Raw genomic sequence first — 19,422 nt, forward strand, 5'->3', positions numbered from 1 at the left:
CACCGCTCTTTACCGCTTGGGCTGCCGCCCAGTCTGTGAAGTTGGTAATCTTTGGCACTTGGTATTTGGCGCCGACTTTAGCCACACCAGGGCCGGACTGGCTGAAGCCGGACATGTTGGAGACTGTACCGTTATGCACTTCCAGCTTTTTCACCGTCTCCTGATAAAACTGGTCAATCGTTTCGGTCTGAGCGGTCAGCTGCCCGTCAGTCAGGCCGAAAACCCCGCTGGCCTCGACAGCATTCTTGGTCGATTCATTAAGCCCGGGCTGGGTCCCCGCCACAACGATAGCCGTTTGGCTGTAATCCGGATTATCGCCCTTACTATTGTCCACCGGAACAACAGCCAAAGCCTGGGTCGTCTCATCTATGCTGTTAACCACTTGGTAAGATCTCCCTACTTTATCAGTTATAATTCCCCCTTCTTTAGTACTGGATTCCTTTTTTATAATTTCTTGAAGGTCTCTAACTTCTTCATCAGTTAACGCCATTTCCAATATTCTCCCTCTTTAATTTCCAAATTATAAATAATTTCAGCTTCAAGACTTCCCTCAGTAGATTTTGTGACATCCTTTAACTGCTTATCTTCAATTAAGGCAGCCATATTATCATCAATTTTCTTGCTAGAAAGGAGCTTTGCTTTATCAGGTAAGTGGGTATCATTAGAAACTTCTATTTCCTTATCATTATCAAAATCTTCTAAATAGATTATTTCGTTGCCACTAATATCAAAATCAAGAATAACTCCACCATTTACCCCATAGCCTCCATAGCTAGTATTTCCAACCTTAGTCCCCAACAAACTTCTATTTCCATAATTATCATAAACGACAGGAACAACATCAACTGTCATAATCGTAAAGCGTCCGTCTCCATCCACAAAAATCGGTGAAAACTCGATTTTACTGATACCGGAATAATTCTCTTTAATATAAGTGGCAATCTGCTCCTCCAGCAACTGAAAGCCGTGCTGGTAAAGCTGGTCAACCTTTTTCTTTTCCATATAGCGATTATACCCCCAAATTCCTGTGATGGCGATGAAAACCGCAGCCAGCAGTCCCCAAAACACTTTAGCCGGTCTGCTTAAACCTTTCTTTTTAGCCATAGCCTGCTCCTTCTCTTTTGAGACAGTACTGTTCATTCGTTTTAATTTTTATCAGTATAGCATAGCAGTTTCAAAAAAGCAAGTGACCTTTGTCATTATTTTTATGTCCTTGCCACAACGATAGCCGTTTGGCTGTAGTCTGTTTCTTTATTATTAACAGGAGCTACAGCGAGAGCTTCAGTTGTACCATTTGTTTTATTTACAATTTCATATGATTTTGTTCCAGTTATATTGCCTTCGGAATCTACGATATTAACTTTAATAGTATCACCAATTTCTTTACTCACGTCTTTGCTTACTGGCTTTACTTGTTTTTGAATCCCCTGAATATCTTGATCTGTTAGTGCCATTTCCAATACTCTCCCTTTTCGATGTCTAGATTATAAATTATTTCAGCATTCGGGCTGCCCTCAGAGGTTTTTTCTACCCCTTTTAATTGTCCGTCTTCTATCAAGGCAAGTATATTCTCATCAATTTTTTGACTTTCTTTCAATTGTGCTTCTGCTGGCAAATGCTGATATTGTTGCACCTCTATCATTTTTCCTTCTCGTCCTGCTATTTGAATAACCTCGTTCCCCTCAAAATCAAAATCTAAAAGCAGCCCCTCAAGCATTCCATAATTAGAATAGTGAGTTTTCTTAACTTTTCTGCCAAGGATAACTCGACTTCCTTCTTCATCATATACAACAGGAACAACATTAGCTGTTAACATCGTAAATTTCCCATCTCCATCAATGAAAATAGGAGAAAATTCAATTTTACTGATCCCGGAATAATTTTCTTTTATATAGAGTGCTGTTTGTTCCTCTAAAAGTTTAAAACCATGCTTATATAAATTATCAATCTTCTTTTGTTCCATATAACGATTGTACCCCCAAATTCCAGTGATAACGATGAGAACAGCAGCCAGCAGTCCCCAGAAAATCTTTGCCGGTCTGCTTAACCTTTTCTTTTTAGCCATAGCCTGCTCCTTGTTCCCTGTAGATAATTCGTTTTAATTTTCATTAGTATAGCATAGTAATACTGAAAAAACAAGTACCATTTGTCAGCATTTTTAGGCCCCTGCCACAACGATAGCCGTTTGGCTGTAGTCTACTTGACCATCTGAATAAACCGGAGCTACAGCTAAAGCCTGAGTTGTCTCATCTATACTGTTAACCACTTGGTAATACTCATTGGTTTTAGGGACTTTAAATGTCTCTCCTTCTTTATATGAAGTGTAATCCTTCACAACATCCTGCAAACTCTGTATCTTTTTATCTGTCAGTGTCATATTTAAGTATCCCCTTCTTAAATGTCACATTATAGCGGACTTCAGCCGACGGACTGCCTTGAGCTGATTTTTCTATCCTTTTCAGCTTTCCTATATTTACTAGGGCTTCAATATTGCTGTCAATATCCTCATTATCTGTCCATTTCGTATCCTCCGGCAGGCTGTCTCCGTAGGTCACTTCGACATAATCTCCGGACTGGTTAGCCAGCTCTATCATTTCTGTCCCGTAAATATCCCAGTCTATCCACAGATAATTGAGAAGCCCATATCTGGAATGAGCGAAATGATTTATCTGACTTCCAAACTGTGCCTCATTCCCTTCTTTATCGTAAATGATAGGAACTGTATAAGCCGCCCTAACCGTAAAACGGTCATCACCGTCTATATAAATCGGTGAGAACTCGATTTTACTGATACCGGAATAGTTCTCTTTAATATAAGTGGCTATCTGTTCCTCCAGCAACTGAAAGCCGTGCTGATAAAGCTGATTCACTTTTTCTCTTGCCATATAACGATTATACCCCCAAGTTCCTGTAATAGCGATGAGAACCACAGCCAGCAGTCCCCAAAAGACTTTAGCCGGTCTGCTTAACTTTTTCCTTTTAGCCATAGCCTGCTCCTTATTGTTTGAGATAACATTGTTCATTCGTTTTAATTTTTTTATCAGTTTAGCATGGCAGTTTCAAAAAAGTAAGTGACCTTTGCCAGCAAATGAAAATTTAAGCATAAGTGAGAAGAAAAAGCAGCCCTGAAATTGTATTTCAAGGCTGCTGTATTTATGCTGGTTAGCTTTTGGACTGAGACAGATGTTGAGTTTTATCTGTCTGCTAAGAGATTACAAGATGGAGCCGTTTGGCTTATTTTTTACGGCGGAAGAAGAACAGAGCGCTGATGGCCAAAATCACGATTCCTAAGCCTGTCAGGAAAATTCCGGCTTGCTCTCCTGTATTTGGCAGTTTTTTCGAACTCTTATCTGTTTTGGCTTGATTATTTGCTGATGTAGGAGATGAAGGGTCCGAACTGGTAGAAACAGCTGCCGGATCGGTTGACGTTTCTTGGCTAGTCTCTGACTCTTCAGCAGTTGTTACCGATGTTGTCGGTTGACTGGTTGTTTCCGTTGTTGCAACAGAAACTGCAGTCGTCGGATCGGTTGTGACAGTTTCCTCAGTCGTACTTGCTGCTGTTGTTGCAGAGGAAGAGGTTGTGCTGGTAACCGAACTTTCTGTTGTGGTCGGAGAAGTTGTGGTTGTCTCTGCGTAGCTGTTAGTAAATACCGGTTCAGCATCGTAGGCAACAGCCCCCATTTTGACACCATTTTCATCAGTAACCGTTACAGTTGCCCTGTACTCTGATGAATCATAAGTGATACGGTCTGCAGAGGTATTTTTCTCCTTGATGACATATTGGTAAGTTCCTGCAGTCGAATAGGTGATCGCTGAAAACGTCACGGAGCCATCTGCTGCATTTGTTGTAGTTTGAATAGGAGTTGTTAAATCTTCTGCTGAGTAGAGTTCAAAGGTGAACTCCCCATCTGTCAGTTCTTTCCCGTTTAAGAGTTTAGTTGCCCGCAAAACCACTTGCTCAGACTTTTCAGAAGAAGCTGTTCCGGAAGCTGTCTGCAGTCTTACTAAGGCTTCAACACTGCGTGTATCAAAATTAGAAGCAGACCATGACAGGGTGTTATTGACAATAGCTCCGGCCGGGGTGTTATCCGGCAGGTAGGTTGAATATTCAATATACATGGCCCAGTTGTAATTATCCCCGAAAGGAATGGTAAAACCGGTAATACCTCCGCTGTTATCATAATCAAAGACAGCTTTATCAGTGAAATTATCAATTGGTGTTAAAGTCAGCAAATGCTCTTCTGAGCGAATTTTGGTTGGCTGCGTCTCATAGCGGACAGCACGCAGACTTCCCGGCACCAAAGTTTGCCCTTCGCCAAAGACATCTGAGATGGTCATGTCACGAATCATGTCCTGCGTAGCATTTAAAACGACACGCCACTTTACGATCCCTGCATCTTCCTGAGCCTGATAGCCGTATTTCATCTCATAATCACCGGCTTCGCCTTCTTCATTTTTATAAGTATAAGAAAACGTCACGCCGCCAAATGATACAGTGGTTTCACCATCAGTATTTTTTCCTCTGTCAGCCAAAATTGTGATCTCAAAGGACATCTTTTTATTTTCCGGAACTTTAGAAAAGTGGTCCGTAAAGGTAACTGTTACCGTCTTAGAGGCTGCATCAGCCTGAGCTGTTCCGACAGTGGAACCATCTGCTGTAGTGATGGGAAAAGAAGTGCTGGTCACCAAAGCAAATTCGTCCGGCAGGGTGATGGTCAAAGTATCCCCCTCATTGATTGTCACAGAATCCGGAAATTCAATATTATTGACTAATTTGAGGTAGACCCCGGATTGAACAACCACCTCTGCTGTTGCAGAAGTAATTTCAATATTGGTAGCTTCCGGATCATAATAAAGCGTAGCTGCATTGTTGTAATCTGTTATTTCTGCAGCCTTAACAGCAGGCTGAGCTAAAAAAATGCCGTATAGCACAGCCAAGACTGAAAACAGGCCTAGAAATTTCAACTTCATAACCCAAATCTCCTTAGATTTTTAAAATAATATGATATATAAAAGCAATATACCTTTATCAATTATAACCTACTTATAAGGGAAAGACAATATGTTTTAAATATTAATTTTGTTTTAAAACTTCTGACAATAAGGCTAAAAAGAGACAGCTCTCTCATAAGGAAGTTAAGAGAGCTGTCTCTGCTTTATTTCTATTCTTTCCCGATAGTTAAAAATTGCGTTTGGAACGGTTGTAACCATATTTCTCGATAAAATCAGCCCGAAAATCCAGCAGATTGTCATCCATGATAGCCTGACGGACCTTTTGCATCAGCTGAACTAAGAAGTAAAGATTGTGATAGCTGGTCAGGCGCAGTCCAAAGGTCTCATCTGCCTTATGCAGATGGCGTATGTAGGCTCTGCTGTAATTTTTGCAGGTATAGCAGTCACAGTCCGGATCAAGCGGTCCGAAATCTTCGGCATACTGGGCATTCTTGACAACCAGCCGGCCCTGACTGGTCATACAAGTTCCGTTGCGGGCAATACGCGTAGGCAGCACACAGTCAAACATATCGATTCCGCGGATAACACCATCGATTAAGCTGTCCGGCGCTCCCACCCCCATCAAATAACGCGGCTTGTTTTCGGGAAGCAGGGGAGCTGTAAAATCAAGAACCGCATTCATCTCTTCATGAGATTCCCCAACAGCTAACCCTCCGACTGCATAACCCGGAAAGTCTAAACTGATTAAGTCTTTAGCGGACTGACGGCGCAAATCTTCAAAGCCGGCACCCTGAACAATACCAAATAAGCCTTGCTCCTGCGGTCTGCTGTGTGCTTTCAGCCCGCGCTCAGCCCAGCGGCTGGTACGCTCAATGGACTGCTTCACATACTCATAGGGCTGGTAAAATTGCGGGCACTCATCAAAAGACATCATAATATCGGAGCCCAGATGATTCTGGATAGCTATCGCTTTTTCCGGTGAAAGAAACATCTTTGCTCCATTGAGATGGTTTTTAAAGGTCACCCCTTTTTCAGTAATATTGCGGCTGTCAGCCAGGGAATAAACCTGAAACCCGCCGCTGTCAGTAAGAATAGGCTGGTCCCAGTTCATAAACTGGTGCAGCCCGCCAGCCTTGGCAATTAAATCATCTCCAGGCCGCAGCCATAAGTGATAAGTATTAGCCAAAATAATACCGGCACCCATCTCCTTCAATTCTTCAGGGGACTGCGTTTTAACTGTAGCCTGTGTTCCTACGGGCATAAACATTGGTGTCGGAAAAGTACCGTGCGGGGTAATGATTTCTCCCAACCGGGCCCCTGTGTGTTTTTCTTTTTTTATCAAACGGTACTGAATCGGCTGAACTGACATTTTTTCTCCTTGTGTACTGATAGAGGTTACTTTTTATTCTATCCAAATAAGACAGAATAAATACCAACCTGCCATGTATGATATAATTCGAGTCTCCTCTACTATATAAGTAAGCCTTATAAATTTTATCAAAAAAATTCTATTCTGTCATGGCCTTAAAAATAAAAGAGCCGGAAAAGTCCCAACCCTCTACACTGTACGGCATTTTTTTAAAACAGTTTATTGCTGAGCTGACTGCTCTTTCTTTTTCTTGGCCTGACAGTCCGGGCAGATTCCATAGAGTATTAACTGCGCCTTGGTCACCTGATAGCCGGTTTGCTCGTGGACTTCTTGATGCATTTTTAAAACATCGACATCCATAAAATCTGTAATCTTCCCGCAGGATTCACAAACGATATTTAAATGCTGGTGACCCATAAAATCATAATAGGCGGTGCTGTCCTGACTCAATTTCAGCTCAGAAACAAAGCCCTCATCTACCAGCAGTTTGAGATTATTATAGACAGTCGCCAGACTTAAATTAGGATAGTCCGGCAGGAGGTCATGATAGACAGTATCCGCACTGGGATGCTCCTGACTGTTTACCATATAAGCAATAACAGCCTTGCGCGTTTGAGTAATACGAATATGTTTTTCCTTCAGATGCATTAAAACATTTTCATAAGCATCCAAAGCTTGATGGTTATGAGAATGGAAATCCATTTGTATCTCCTTATTTCAACTTTCATAAATTAAAATGACAGCGCAGAGCAAAAGCATTCCGTCTAAAACTTCACAAAACAGACAAGTCCCCTAAGGGTCAAAGCCTTCTTTTGAAATGGCAAACAGCTGCACACTTATTTGAAGTTTTAAGCGAGAAGAGTTTGATACTCTATTTTGATACACTTATTCATAACAATATTATCACGGCCGGCAGCCCGCAGAATCTCTTCAGCTTCTTTGCTTTGCAAACCCAGCTGAGCCCAAAAAACATCAGCGTCAGTGGCCAAAAAATCACGCGCTGCATCCGGCAGAAATTCACTGCGCCGAAAAACATCAACAATATCCACATGTTCCGGTATATCCTGCAAGGCAGCATATACTTTCTCACCTAAAATTTCGTCCCCAGCCAGCCTAGGATTAACCGGAACAATCTTGTAGCCTGCCTGCTGCATGACCTGTGCCACTTGATAAGCGGCAGTCTCTTTCCGGCTGGACAAACCGACAACAGCGATTGTCTTAGCCTTCTGTAAATAGTCTTTAATCACCTGTGAATCAGGATTTTGAAAAATATAATCCATAACATCCTCCTATAAACAAGATACAAAGGCCGTTAAAAGAGCAAAGCAAAAATAGGAAAATTGACGAAGAGTCGCTAAGACTCTAGGAAATTTTATCTTTTTCCCACAGCTCTTAGGCCGTGTTCAGTTCAAACAAGATACAAAGCCCGTTAAGAACGCAAAAGGAAAATAGGGGACTGACTGACGAATCGCTAGATTCTAAGTCAGGACATCTTTTTCCCGCAGCGTTTAGGGCGTGTTCAATTCAAACAAGATACAAAGGCCGTTAAGAACGCAAAAGGAAAATGACGGTAAGCTCGAAATCTCCGATTTCGCCAGCGCACCTCTGCCAGGACGACTAGAAGGGTGCGGTCGGCCGCAGGATGACAAAGCCTTCAGACGTCTACGGCTGGCTAACTTGAAATCAATTCTAAACTTAGCCACATCTTTTTCCCGCAGCTCTTAGGCCGTGTTCAGTTCAAACAAGATACAAAGGCCGTTTAAAGAGTAAAGCAAAAAGGTGGTAAGTCCGAAATCTTTGATTTCGCAGACGCACCCCTGCCAGAACGACTAGAAAGGTGCGGTCGACTGTTAAGGCAACAAAGCTTTCAGACGTTTACGGCTAGCTAACTTGAAATCAATTCTAAACTTAGCCACATCTTTTTCCCACAGCTCTTAGGCCGTGTTCAGTTTTTGCTGTCAGATTTTGGCTTTTTCCTAAGAGCTGCCATCATCTCTAAGGTAACATTTTCCTCTTTCAGAAATTTTTCTTTTTGGAAGCCAATATAGCCCTGCTCTTCTTCCAGCCGATACTTTTCCCTGCTGAGCTGATCCAGAGTCTCATCAAGGTCAGCTATTATCTTAGTCATATGCCCTTGTGCTTCCAGAACCTGTCTGCCTAAAGCCTCATTTTGCGTGCTTTGGGCATAGGCCATTATCTTTTGAATAGCCGGAATGGTTTCATAATACGTTCTAAAAACAGTCTTTCTTGTCTTCTTGTAACTGTCCAGTTTTACCTGTCTGACCTTTTCCCGCATATCCAAAACCATTTCTTTTATCAACAACCGTTCCCAGTCCTTTTTTCGTTCAACATCAAGATTCTCAGCTCGGTTCTCAGCCATAAAGATTCTCCTTTTTATTTTCGCTGTTTCTTCGGTCCGTGATGAATCAGCCTTACGGACCATCGTTTCTGCCGCCTGTGCGTCTTTGATCCATACGCAGTCAAAGAAAACGAACCTTACTTCGCTTCATACCAAGTCTGACCGGCGCTTTCATCAGCAACCAGAGGTACAGACAGCTCAATGGCGGTTTCCATCGTTTGCTTAACCAAGTTTTTGACTGTTTCCAGTTCATCTTTTGGTACCTGCAGAACAATTTCATCATGGACCTGCAGCAGCATCTTGCTCTGTAAACCAGCGGCCTCCAAGGCCCGATCCAGATTAATCATAGCAATCTTCAAAATATCAGCTGCACTGCCCTGAATAGGTGAATTAATGGCTGTTCGTTCCGCAAAATTTCGAATATTGAAGTTGCGCGAATTGATATCAGGAAGCTCCCGACGCCGTTTAAAGAGGGTTTCGACATAGCCCTTGTCTTTGGCTTCACGTACCACACTTTCCATATAGTGCTTAATCCCAGGATAACGTTCAAAATAAGTATCAATGTACTGTTTAGCTCGTTTCCGCGGAATTCCCAAATTATTAGCCAAACCATAATCCGAAATACCATAGACAATCCCAAAATTGACAGCCTTAGCATTACGGCGGTCATTGGGGGTAACCTCTTCTGCCTTTTCAATACCGAAGACCCGCATGGCCGTTGAAGTATGGATATCAGCCCCTTCCCTAAAAGCAGCAATTAAATGCTCATCCTGTGAGATATGGGCTAAAACCCGCAGTTCAATCTGCGAGTAATCAGAACTTAGCAGCAGCGCATCTTTTTCATCAGGCACAAAGGCCTTACGAATCAGCCGTCCCTGCTCTAAGCGGATAGGAATATTCTGCAAATTAGGATCGACACTGGACAAACGTCCGGTCTGAGTAAGATCCTGCAAATAGCGGGTATGTATCTTACCATCGGGCTGGATAAAATCCTGCAGGCCGACAATATAGGTTGACTGGAGCTTAGCAACCTGCCGGTATTCCAAAATCTTTGAAACAACCGGGGAAATGGGAGCCAAACGCTCTAAAACATCAACAGCTGTAGAATAGCCTGTTTTCGTTTTTTTCGTCATGGACAGAGGCAGCTGAAGTTTATCAAAAAGAATCTCTCCCAGCTGTTTGGGTGAGTTAATATTAAACTCTGTTCCTGCTAGGTCATAAATTTCCTGAGTCAGTGCGTCAATCGCCTTTTGGTTAGCTGACTCCATTTCCTTCAAGGTCGACTTTTGAACCGCAATACCTGCGATTTCCATCTTAGCCAGAACATCAGCCAGAGGCAGCTCCATATCAAAAAGTAAGTTCTGCTGCTCATTTTGCGCCAGTTTATCCAGCATCACTTTTTCAGATTCCTGCAGGACCCTGATTTTTTTGGCTAAATGGGCAAGCAAGTTGTCTTTTTCAGGGACAGCACGCTTGACTCCCTTGCCGTAAACAGCAGTATCTGTTTCCTGAGGCAAGTCGGTGTAGAGACGGGCAATAGTTGAAATATCGTTGTTTTCAACAGTTGAAAGCAAGTACTTAGCCAGCCTGCTGTCAAAAGCGGCCTGCGGCAAATCAATTCCCAGACGGCTGAGCAGAACCTTGCTGCGTTTAAAGTCATAGGTTTTAATCGGACGGGACAGTGCCTTTTTGAAAAGCGGATCCTCCAGCAAAGTCAAATCAGCTGAAGCATAAATAGTCTGCTCATTCCCCCAAGCAAAGCCGATAATTGGTTCAACATGATAATTCTCTCCCAATACTTCAAAGTAGAAATACTGGTCATCTGTAAACATTTCTTCAGTCAGACGGCTGACTTCTGTATAGGCTGCAGTAAAGCTTTCTTGAGGAGTTTCGCCATCTAGGGCAGCCTTAAACTGTTTGAACTCCATTTCATCATAAAAGCTGAGCAGAGTCTGAGTATTGGGGCCATCATAGAGGATATCATCAAGACCGATAGTAATCGGTGCCTGCGTATCAATAGTTGCCAGTCTTTTAGACAGAAAGGCCTGTTCTTTGTCATTAATGAGGTTTTCCTTCATTTTAGAAGCCTTGAAACTCTCAAGATTCTCATAGATTCCCTCTAAACTGCCATAATCGCTCAGCAGCCTCAGACCCGTTTTCTCTCCAATCTTGGTTACTCCGGGAATATTATCGGACTTATCCCCCATCAAAGCTTTAAGATCAATAAACTGTTCAGGAGTAATCCCCATCTTTTCCTTAAGATAGACAGGTGTATACTGTTCAAACTCAGCCACCCCTTTTTTTGAAATCTCAACCACCGTATTGCTGTCTGTCAGCTGAATGAGGTCGCGATCTCCGCTGACAATCGTCACCTCATATTTTTCCCCGTTTTCAGCCAGCTTATCCAGTGTCCCGATAATATCATCTGCTTCATAATTTGCTAGCTCATAAGAAGCAATTCCTAAGCCCTTGAGCATATCGCGAATGTAAGGGAGCTGTTCGCGAAATTCGTCCGGTGTCTTAGCCCGTCCGGCCTTATATTCTGTAAATATCTCTGTCCGGAAAGTTGTTTTTCCCGCATCAAAGGCTACTAAAACATGGGTCGGCTGCACTCGCTCAAGCAAATGATTCAGCATCAAATGAAAGCCATAAATGGCATTCGTATGCAGACCAGAGCGGTTTTTAAAGCGGTCAATCTGATTGTAGAGGGCAAAGAAAGCCCGGTAAGCCACAGAAGACCCATCAATTAAAAGTAATTTTTTCTTCTTATCTTTCATAGCTTTATTATAACACTTCCAACAGGCATTTGCTATTGGGACCTACCGCATGCTGCCTGTCTTTTCAAAAGTCCTGCCGCTGTTTTGTCTTCTTTCCTCACTGCAATCTGCCTGTAGCATCGTGGCAGCAGGCCCTTCCTGTTATTATTTATTTACAAATAAAAAACAGAAACTTAAAGTTTAAGTCTCTGTCTAATGAATTGAAGCGGTCTGTAACTGGCTGAAAATGGGCAAGACACTGTCTCTCTGGCTTAAGCTCTAAACTCTTTATCTCCCTAGAGCCAAATGGTAAGAGCTCTAAAAGAGACAGGCAGTCTGGGACATAATCTTTTTTAGCTGTCCTCTTTCTCATTAAGCTGAAAAATGTCTTCCACAGGCAGCTGAAAGATAGCTGCGATTTTAAGAGCTAGCTCAAGGGAAGGATTATAGCGATTATTTTCCAAATGCACAATTGTTTCCCGCCTTACCCCTACCAGCTGAGCCAGCTCTTGCTGGCTCAATTTCCGAGACTTCCGCAGTTCTTTAAGATGCGTTCGAATATTAGCCACATTAACCACCCCGCTTTTCAAAAGCATAAAAAGCGATATCAAAGATCAAAACCATGGCCGCACCAAAGACGAGAACCATACCGGCAGTCAGAACAAAAGGAACAAAGAAGGTCACAAGACTCAAAACCATTAAACTGACTAGCATTAAAAGCAGGGTTAGCGAGGCCGCTTTTGCTAAATTAGCATAAAACCGGTCGTCCAGATACTCATCAACTTTCTTAAAAGCAAAATACAAAGCCAGACCAACAAGAACTAATAAAGCAAGCCCTAAGAACAGATGTTTTATCCAAACAGGGTTCGACGCTGGCGAAAGCACCCAAATACCTTTGACGTAAATCGCAGAGGCTGTCAAGATGGTAACGGTATAAAGCTTTTCTGTTAAACCAAAATAGCGCTTTTGCTGTTCTTTTGTCCCGTCCAGCACCCTTAACTTCAGCATGATAAAAAAGCAGACAGTCTGAAGCAGCATAACAACCGAAAGAGCAAGCGGCTTGATCCATGACGGATGAGATGGAGGCATCACGAACCAAAGGAGACCCATAGTAGACAGCCAAGGAATAATAAAATAGGTAACGGATTTCATAGTAAACACCCTTTCTAATAGCTGGTTTAGACCAAACAAACTGTGCTGATAAGGGACTGACATCCAGCAAATGGCTTAAGCGAAGCACTTGACAGCGACTGCGCAGTCTCTCCTATCAACAGAAAAACAACTGTAGAAATTATCCGGTGCTTTCACAGGCAGCTAAACAAGGCCGGTTTCTTATTCCTGTTATAAATATATCACATTATGCTGCTGATGTCAAGAAAAAGTTAATTATTTATAACAAAACTTGAGAGCAGTTTTTAAAAACAGAAAACACTCCCTTTTGAAAACAGAAAAGCGGGGAAACAACCGTTTTTCGAAATCACGATTGTTCCCTCGCTCTTTTGATAAATTTATCTGCGCTGACGGGTCTCTATTTAGTCCATTCAGCGACCTTATCCTGATTATCGGCAATCCAATTTTTGGCTGCTTCAGAAGGGGAGGTGCCATCACTGATATCCAGCATCACAGACTGCATATCCTCTGGATCCCAGCTGAAGCGGTCAATAATCTGATAGGCCTTAGCATTATCGCCTTTCAGCCCCTCTCTGGCGATAGTATGAATATCTTCGGAGCCGCCGTAAACACCCTCAGGGTCTTCCAGCATGGTCAAATCATACTTGGCGAAAATCCAGTGCGGAGTCCAAGCTGTAATGACAATTTCCTGCTGATTCTTGATGGCTTGCTCCAATGAGGTCACCATTGCACCTGTCGATGAAGGTGTCAGCTTCCAGCTGGAAAGATTAGAATAAGTCTCAAGCGCTTTTTCTGTACCGGACATAATTCCTGCCCCAGGCTCAATGCCTACAATCTCAGAGCTGGCTTGGTCCGTTAAGTCAGAAATACTCTTGATATTCATGTAGGAAGGAACAGCTAAACTCAGACTGGTGCCTTTTAAGTTGGCCCCTAGATCATCCAGCTGATCCTTATACTGAGCATACTGCTCTCCATGTGTCGTCGGCAGCCAGGCACTGACAGAAGCATCAACATTGCCTTCTGCAACAGACTTCCACATGACTGTATTATCCAGAGGAACAATCTCAACAGCATAGCCTTCTTCTTTTAGCACTTCTGCCAGCACATTGGTCGAAGCCACTTCTGAGTCCCATTCTACATAAGCCAGTGTCACCTTCTCCTTTTGCTCTCCCTGACTGCTTATGAAAGCTTGTACCGCACCGGTAATCAGAAAAGCAAGCAGCAGCACAGGGGCAATGAATTTCTGCCATCTAGGCTGCTTGGCCTGACTTCTGTTTGATGTGCTCAGATTTTGCGTGAAGCGGTCAATCACAATGGCTAAAATAACTAAGGCTAAACCGTTGACAAAACCTTCTCCGACTTCTGCCCGCTGCAGAGCCGACAGTACGCCGTTACCGAGTCCGGGTGCTCCGATCATTGAAGCCGTTACAACCATAGACAGTGACAGCATGATGGTCTGGTTAATCCCTGCCATAATTGTATTTTTAGCAAGAGGAAGCTCAACTTTAAACAGCTTTTGGACATCGGTGCTCCCAAAGGCATCCGAAGCTTCAATCAGCTCTGTCGGTATCTCACGAATTCCCAGATTCGTGAAACGGACGGTAGGCGGCAAAGCAAAAATGACAGAGGCAAAAACCCCAGGTACCATACCGATGCCAAAGAAAGCAACCGCCGGAATAAGATAAACAAAGGCCGGCATTGTCTGCATGAAGTCCAAAATAGGATTGATTACCCTTTTAGCACCCTCGCTTTTAGCCATCCAAATCCCTAGAGGGACCCCGATAACAATAGAGATAATACTCGAGAGCAGAACCAAGGTAAAGGTATTGATCATATCTCCCCACAGTTCTTGATTGTAAATGTACAGCAGACCGATAGCTGTTAACACCGTAAAACCCCAGCGGCGTTTTGAGATAATATATGCCAGAACTACAATAATGACCATCAGCAGCCAAGGATTGATAAAGGTCAGCGTATCCGATATAAAATCCATAAGTCCGCTGCCAATGGCTTGAAGAACATTGAAAAAGCCTGAAAAAACATCTGTTATCCCGTCAACAATCCGGTCAACCCAATCGGCAACCGGCAGTTTAGCCAGACCTATACTTACCAAACTTTGTAATAAAATACTCAACTTTCTCTCCCTTCGCCCTTCTATTCCTCTTCAAGACCTTGCTTAGTCAAAGCTTCAATGACTCGGCCCTTAATAATAACACCGACCAGTCTGTCTTTATCAATAACTGCAATCGGCGCAGCCGAATCATAAATCAAAGGCAGGATATCCGTTAAAACAGTGTCTTTGCTGATTGTCCGAATATCAGGATCCACACAGTCAGCCAGAGCCGTTTTATTTTTTCTGGCTTCATAAGCGGCCTCAGCCGTAATAGTCCCAAGGAGTTTACGTTTGCGGTTAATCGCTAAAAGCATACTGACTTCTTCAGTGTCCATCCGCTTGAGTGCCACATTGGGACCATCAATGTCAACGTTAGTTGTAATCGGCTTAATCATGATGTTCTGTGCGGTCAAAACTTTAGAACGGTCAACATCTTCAACGAATTCACGGACAAAATCATTAGCAGGCTGGGTCAGAAAATCTTCTCCTGTCCCAATCTGTATAATTTCCCCATCTTTCATCAAAGCAATACGGTCTCCCAGACGCAGAGCCTCATTAAGATCGTGAGTGATAAAAATGATCGTTTTTTGTACACGGTCCTGCAAGTCAATCAGCTCATCCTGCATTTCTTTACGAATCAGTGGGTCTAAAGCCGAAAAAGCTTCGTCCATCAAAAGAATTTCCGGATCATTGGCTAAGGCACGTGCCAGTCCAACCCGCTGCTGCATACCGCCCGAAAGCTGATCGGGATACTGATCTTTAAAGGCAAGCAAGTTAGAATTCTCTAAGGCCTGTTCAGCCATCTGCTGCCGCTCTTCCTTAGGAACTCCGCGCAGCTCTAAACCATATTCTGTATTTTCTAAAATCGTTTTATGCGGAAAAAGACCGAAATTTTGGAAAACCATATTGACGGAATGCCGGCGGATATCCCGAAGCTCTGCAGCATTCATCTTAGCAATATCCTGTCCGTTCAGATAGATATCTCCTGATGAAGGATCTATCAGACGGTTCAGCAGGCGAACCAAGGTGGATTTCCCGCTGCCGGACAGTCCCATAATCACGAAGATTTCCCCTTCTTTAACCGTAAAATTAGCATCATAAACGCCGACTGTACAGCCAGTCTTCTCCAGAATCTCCGTCTTACTTTTTTCTTGCTTAACCATTTCCAGAGCAGCTTTTTGCCTTTTCCCAAAAATCTTAGTTAAGTGTTTAACTTCAAGAATATTTCCCATATTTGTCCTTTCTTAAAATGATGGAAAGTCTGTTTGTTATTTTGAAAGAGCCATGTTACAAAACAACTGTCTCTAAAAAAAGAAACTGTTGTAGGAATCAACAGAACATTTTTATTTTATCATATGTGGTCACTTTCTGTCAACCGAAAGACAGGGGGACACAGGCTCTTAAAAAGCTGAAAGTTCTTATCGCTAAAAGCTGCCTGCCGGTTTGTTCCTTTTATCACACAAGCCCAGCTGTTCAGCAAAAAAGCCGGCGGGCTGCCGACTTCATATAATGGGGCTGAAATTTAATTGTAAAACAAAAATAACAAAGAGTTGCTCATTTTTATCGCAAAGGGCTGTCAGCTATCTAAATTAAAAACATTCTGCATCCGCGAATAAGACAGTTCGTCTCCGATAAAGTAAACAGCGTCCTGTTTCTCTAAAACAGCATAGGGTCCCGGCGAAAGGATCAGTTCACCCCCATGTTCAATCGCAATGATAGTAGCTCCGGTAGCCTGCCAGAGGTTCAGCTCGTCAAGCGGAATTCCAAAATGGGCACAGTCCGCGTCCAGCTGCAGTTCATAGGGCTCAAAAGGGAATTTTTTATTGAGAAATCTGTTTTGTGATATCAAACTATCGACCAGACCTGACAGGTGTTTTAAGTCTTTTTGCTGCTGACTGATTCCCGCACGGATTTCTTTTTTTATCTGACTGAGGGAATTAGTCATTTCAAAATTTTTAAGAAATTCCTGAGCCCGCTCTCTTGAAATAATCGTTACTCCGCTGCCATGCTTGACCTCTGCAATATCCAAATCAACCAGAATGTTGATGGCTTTGCGGGCTGTCTCCGGAGAAACATTAAAATTGCTGGCCAGTGTAGAACGGGATTTTATTTTCTCCCCAACACGGTACTTCCCAGCCACAATACGCTCGGCTATCCCCACAGCCACCTGCTGGTAGCGGGCCTGACCTTTCTTCGAATGTGTTTGCGCCATTTTACCTCCTTTGCCTTATTTGATTGCTACCTTAATTGTAATGTTATTTTTCTAAATAATCAAGACATCAGCCATTGTGCATTTTGATAAGTAAGAAACTTAAAGTATTTAAGCATAAAGAAGGAGAGGACGGGAGTCGTCCTCTCCTAGACTTAAGCTTCTCTGCATAAAAACAGAACGCTGCCGATTGCAGAAAGATTAACTGTAAATACAGATCTAACTATAAGCGCTGAACTGCTTTGATAATATGTTCAACAGTAAAACCGTACTCTTCAATCACTTGGGCAGCCGGTGCTGAAGCTCCGAAACTGTCAATTCCCAGCACAGCCCCATCTAAGCCGACATATTTATACCAGGGCTGACTGGCAGCCATTTCGATGGCCAGCCGCCTGCGGACAGCATCAGGTAAGATGGATTCTTTATATTCAGGTCTTTGCTTATCAAAAAGATTAGTGGCAGGTACTGAAACAACCCGAACCTTTTCTCCTTGTTCGGTCAATGCTTTGGCAGCCCGGACAGCTAAATTCACTTCCGACCCTGAAGCCAGTAAAATAGTATCAAAATCCGTATCCGATTCATAAACAACATAGGCTCCTTTAGCCACCGCTGCAAAGCTTGACCCAGCCTCAACCTCTAAATTCTGCCGGCTCAAAACAAGGGCTGTCGGTCCATTTTTAGCAGTCAGAGCATAATGCCAAGCAGCCTGTGTTTCACGCGCATCAGCCGGCCGGAAAACGGTTAAGTTGGGCATGGCGCGTAAACCTGCTAAATGTTCAATCGGTTCGTGGGTCGGACCGTCTTCGCCAACAGCAATCGAGTCATGCGTAAAGACATAGGTCACCGGCAGTCCCTGCAGAGCAGACAGCCGCATAGCAGCTTTTAAATAATCCGAAAAGACAAAGAAGGTCCCGCCGTAAACACGCAGACCGCCGTGCAGGGCCATACCGTTTAAAACCGCTGCCATAGCAAATTCACGCACCCCGAACTGGATATTGCGCTCAAGCGGATGCTGCGCATCCTGTAGTTGATCTGCTTTGATGTAAGTCATATTGGAATGTGCTAAATCGGCCGAGCCTCCAAGGAAGTTTGGCAGCACCGCCGCTGCCGCATTGATGGCATCTTGCGAAGAAAGACGGCTGGCTTGCGAGAAACCATTTTCATAAACAGGGAAGTCAGCTTCTTGTATCGTTACCGGATCATCCCCAGCAATAATAGCATCCACTTCCTGTGCCAGTTCCGGATAAGCTTGGCGATAGCCAGTCAGCAGGTCTTCCCAGTCGGCATAAGCAGCACTGCCGCGCATGGCAACATTTTCTTTAAAGTCAGTATAGACCTCTTCAGGAATATCAAACGGCGCATAAGACCAGCCGAGATTTTCTCTGGCTGCAGCAGCTTCCTCGCTTCCCAGCGGCGCACCATGAACAGCGTTTGTTCCTCCTTTAGTCGGTGCACCAAAGCCGATAACCGTCTTTACTTCAATCAAACTTGGTTTAGCAACGCTCTTAGCCTCACTAATAGCCAAATCAATCGCTTCAAGATTATTCCCGTCTTCAACAAGACTGGTATGCCAGCCGTAAGCTTCATAACGAGCCCGAATATTCTCAGTAAAGGCATCCTTGGTTTCACCATCCAGACAGATAGCATTAGAATCATAAAGAACAATCAATTTATCAAGATTTTGCTTAGCAGCATAGGACGAAGCCTCGCTGGCCACTCCTTCCATAAAATCACCATCTCCGGCGATGACATACGTGTAGTGGTCAAAAATAGGATAGCCGTCCTTATTATATTTAGCCGCCAAGAAACGCTCTGCCTGTGCTAAACCAACTGCCATTGACAGCCCCTGTCCCAAGGGCCCCGACGTCGCATCAACACCAGCAGTATGACCGAATTCGGGATGCCCGGGCGTTTTAGACCCCCACTGACGGAAAGCTTTCAGTTCCGACAGAGGCAGGTCTTTAAAACCCGATAAATGCAGCAAGGCATACAGCAGCATGGAGCCATGACCGGCTGAAAGAACAAAACGGTCACGATTCAGCCAGCCCGGCTGATTAGGATTGATACGCAGATGTTTAGTAAAAAGACTGTAAGCCATAGGTGCAGCCCCCATGACAACACCGGGGTGACCGGACTTAGCCTTTTCAATAGCATCAACCCCCAAAAAACGAATCGCATTAACTGATAGATCTGACATAAACTCCTCCTTTAAACAAGATACAAAGCCCGTATAAAGAGCAAAGCAAAAATAGGAGCCTGACCGCCGAGTCACTAAAGACTCAAGGGAGGGCTGTCTTTTTTGCACAGCGTTTAGGGCGTGTTCAATTAACAAGATACAAAGCCCGTTAAAAGCTCACAGCAAAAATGACGGTAAGCTCGAAATCTCCGATTTCGCCAGCGCACCCCTGCCAGAACGACTAGAAAGGTGCGGTCGACTGTTAAGGCGACAAAGCTTTCAGTCGTTTACGGCTAGCGGTAACTAGGTAACGATACAGATTTCCTGTCCCCTCACTTTCCCTTTTCTAGGTTCGG

The 19,422-nt window shown here is 43.6% G+C and carries 17 protein-coding genes and 1 pseudogene; all 18 read right to left on the reverse strand.

The genetic code is table 11. The features are described 5' to 3' along the window. A pseudogene (locus AB3329_RS10790) lies at positions 1-490 on the reverse strand (hypothetical protein); the annotation flags it as partial. Further along, positions 481-1,104: a hypothetical protein gene (locus AB3329_RS10795; protein WP_368396128.1), complete on the reverse strand. Its 624-nt coding sequence runs from the start codon at positions 1,102-1,104 to the stop codon at positions 481-483. The gene AB3329_RS10795 and the pseudogene AB3329_RS10790, both read right to left, overlap by 10 nt. Positions 1,105-1,205: 101 nt before the next feature. Continuing rightward, the gene (locus AB3329_RS10800; protein WP_368396130.1) at positions 1,206-1,454 is read right to left on the reverse strand and encodes a hypothetical protein; all 249 of its coding nucleotides are present in this window, start codon (positions 1,452-1,454) and stop codon (positions 1,206-1,208) included. Then, positions 1,445-2,065 (reverse strand): hypothetical protein, encoded by a 621-nt coding sequence (locus AB3329_RS10805; RefSeq protein WP_368396131.1) that lies wholly within the window; start codon positions 2,063-2,065, stop codon positions 1,445-1,447. The genes AB3329_RS10800 and AB3329_RS10805 overlap by 10 nt, the downstream gene beginning before the upstream one ends. A 93-nt stretch (positions 2,066-2,158) precedes the next feature. Continuing rightward, entirely contained in the window at positions 2,159-2,377 is a 219-nt protein-coding gene (locus AB3329_RS10810; RefSeq protein WP_368396133.1) for a hypothetical protein, read from the reverse strand. After that, on the reverse strand, positions 2,361-2,987 hold the full coding sequence (locus tag AB3329_RS10815; protein ID WP_368396134.1) for a hypothetical protein: 627 nt from the start codon (positions 2,985-2,987) through the stop codon (positions 2,361-2,363). The genes AB3329_RS10810 and AB3329_RS10815 overlap by 17 nt, the downstream gene beginning before the upstream one ends. Before the next feature lie 247 nt (positions 2,988-3,234). After that, positions 3,235-4,971: a Spy0128 family protein gene (locus AB3329_RS10820; protein ID WP_368396135.1), complete on the reverse strand. Its 1,737-nt coding sequence runs from the start codon at positions 4,969-4,971 to the stop codon at positions 3,235-3,237. A gap of 208 nt (positions 4,972-5,179) precedes the next feature. Next, entirely contained in the window at positions 5,180-6,322 is a 1,143-nt protein-coding gene (gene tgt, locus AB3329_RS10825; protein ID WP_368396136.1) for a tRNA guanosine(34) transglycosylase Tgt, read from the reverse strand. 219 nt (positions 6,323-6,541) lie between these two features. Next, positions 6,542-7,024 carry a peroxide-responsive transcriptional repressor PerR gene (gene perR / locus AB3329_RS10830; protein ID WP_368396138.1) on the reverse strand — a complete coding sequence of 161 codons (483 nt, stop codon included), beginning with the start codon at positions 7,022-7,024 and terminating at the stop codon, positions 6,542-6,544. Between the two features lie 146 nt (positions 7,025-7,170). Next, positions 7,171-7,602: a CoA-binding protein gene (locus tag AB3329_RS10835; RefSeq protein WP_368396139.1), complete on the reverse strand. Its 432-nt coding sequence runs from the start codon at positions 7,600-7,602 to the stop codon at positions 7,171-7,173. A 665-nt stretch (positions 7,603-8,267) separates the two neighbouring features. Beyond that, complete coding sequence (locus tag AB3329_RS10840) at positions 8,268-8,702, reverse strand: hypothetical protein (protein WP_368396140.1); 435 nt, start codon at positions 8,700-8,702, stop codon at positions 8,268-8,270. 116 nt (positions 8,703-8,818) lie between these two features. After that, positions 8,819-11,458 (reverse strand): DNA polymerase I, encoded by a 2,640-nt coding sequence (gene polA, locus AB3329_RS10845; RefSeq protein ID WP_368396141.1) that lies wholly within the window; start codon positions 11,456-11,458, stop codon positions 8,819-8,821. A 332-nt stretch (positions 11,459-11,790) separates the two neighbouring features. Further along, positions 11,791-12,006: a helix-turn-helix transcriptional regulator gene (locus AB3329_RS10850; protein WP_067064086.1), complete on the reverse strand. Its 216-nt coding sequence runs from the start codon at positions 12,004-12,006 to the stop codon at positions 11,791-11,793. 1 nt (position 12,007) lies between these two features. Continuing rightward, a complete protein-coding gene (locus tag AB3329_RS10855) occupies positions 12,008-12,589 on the reverse strand; it encodes a hypothetical protein (protein WP_368396142.1) in 582 nt (193 codons plus the stop codon). 376 nt (positions 12,590-12,965) lie between these two features. Then, positions 12,966-14,702 carry an ABC transporter permease/substrate binding protein gene (locus AB3329_RS10860; RefSeq protein WP_438272907.1) on the reverse strand — a complete coding sequence of 579 codons (1,737 nt, stop codon included), beginning with the start codon at positions 14,700-14,702 and terminating at the stop codon, positions 12,966-12,968. Positions 14,703-14,722: 20 nt separating this feature from the next. After that, positions 14,723-15,913 carry a quaternary amine ABC transporter ATP-binding protein gene (locus AB3329_RS10865; protein ID WP_368396143.1) on the reverse strand — a complete coding sequence of 397 codons (1,191 nt, stop codon included), beginning with the start codon at positions 15,911-15,913 and terminating at the stop codon, positions 14,723-14,725. A 344-nt stretch (positions 15,914-16,257) separates the two neighbouring features. Next, positions 16,258-16,893 (reverse strand): GntR family transcriptional regulator, encoded by a 636-nt coding sequence (locus tag AB3329_RS10870; RefSeq protein ID WP_368396145.1) that lies wholly within the window; start codon positions 16,891-16,893, stop codon positions 16,258-16,260. 220 nt (positions 16,894-17,113) lie between these two features. Continuing rightward, a complete protein-coding gene (gene tkt / locus AB3329_RS10875) occupies positions 17,114-19,087 on the reverse strand; it encodes a transketolase (protein WP_368396146.1) in 1,974 nt (657 codons plus the stop codon). Positions 19,088-19,422: the final 335 nt, after the last annotated feature.

Origin of the sequence: Streptococcus huangxiaojuni (assembly GCF_040930515.1) — a bacterium.
Lineage (GTDB): Bacteria > Bacillota > Bacilli > Lactobacillales > Streptococcaceae > Streptococcus > Streptococcus huangxiaojuni.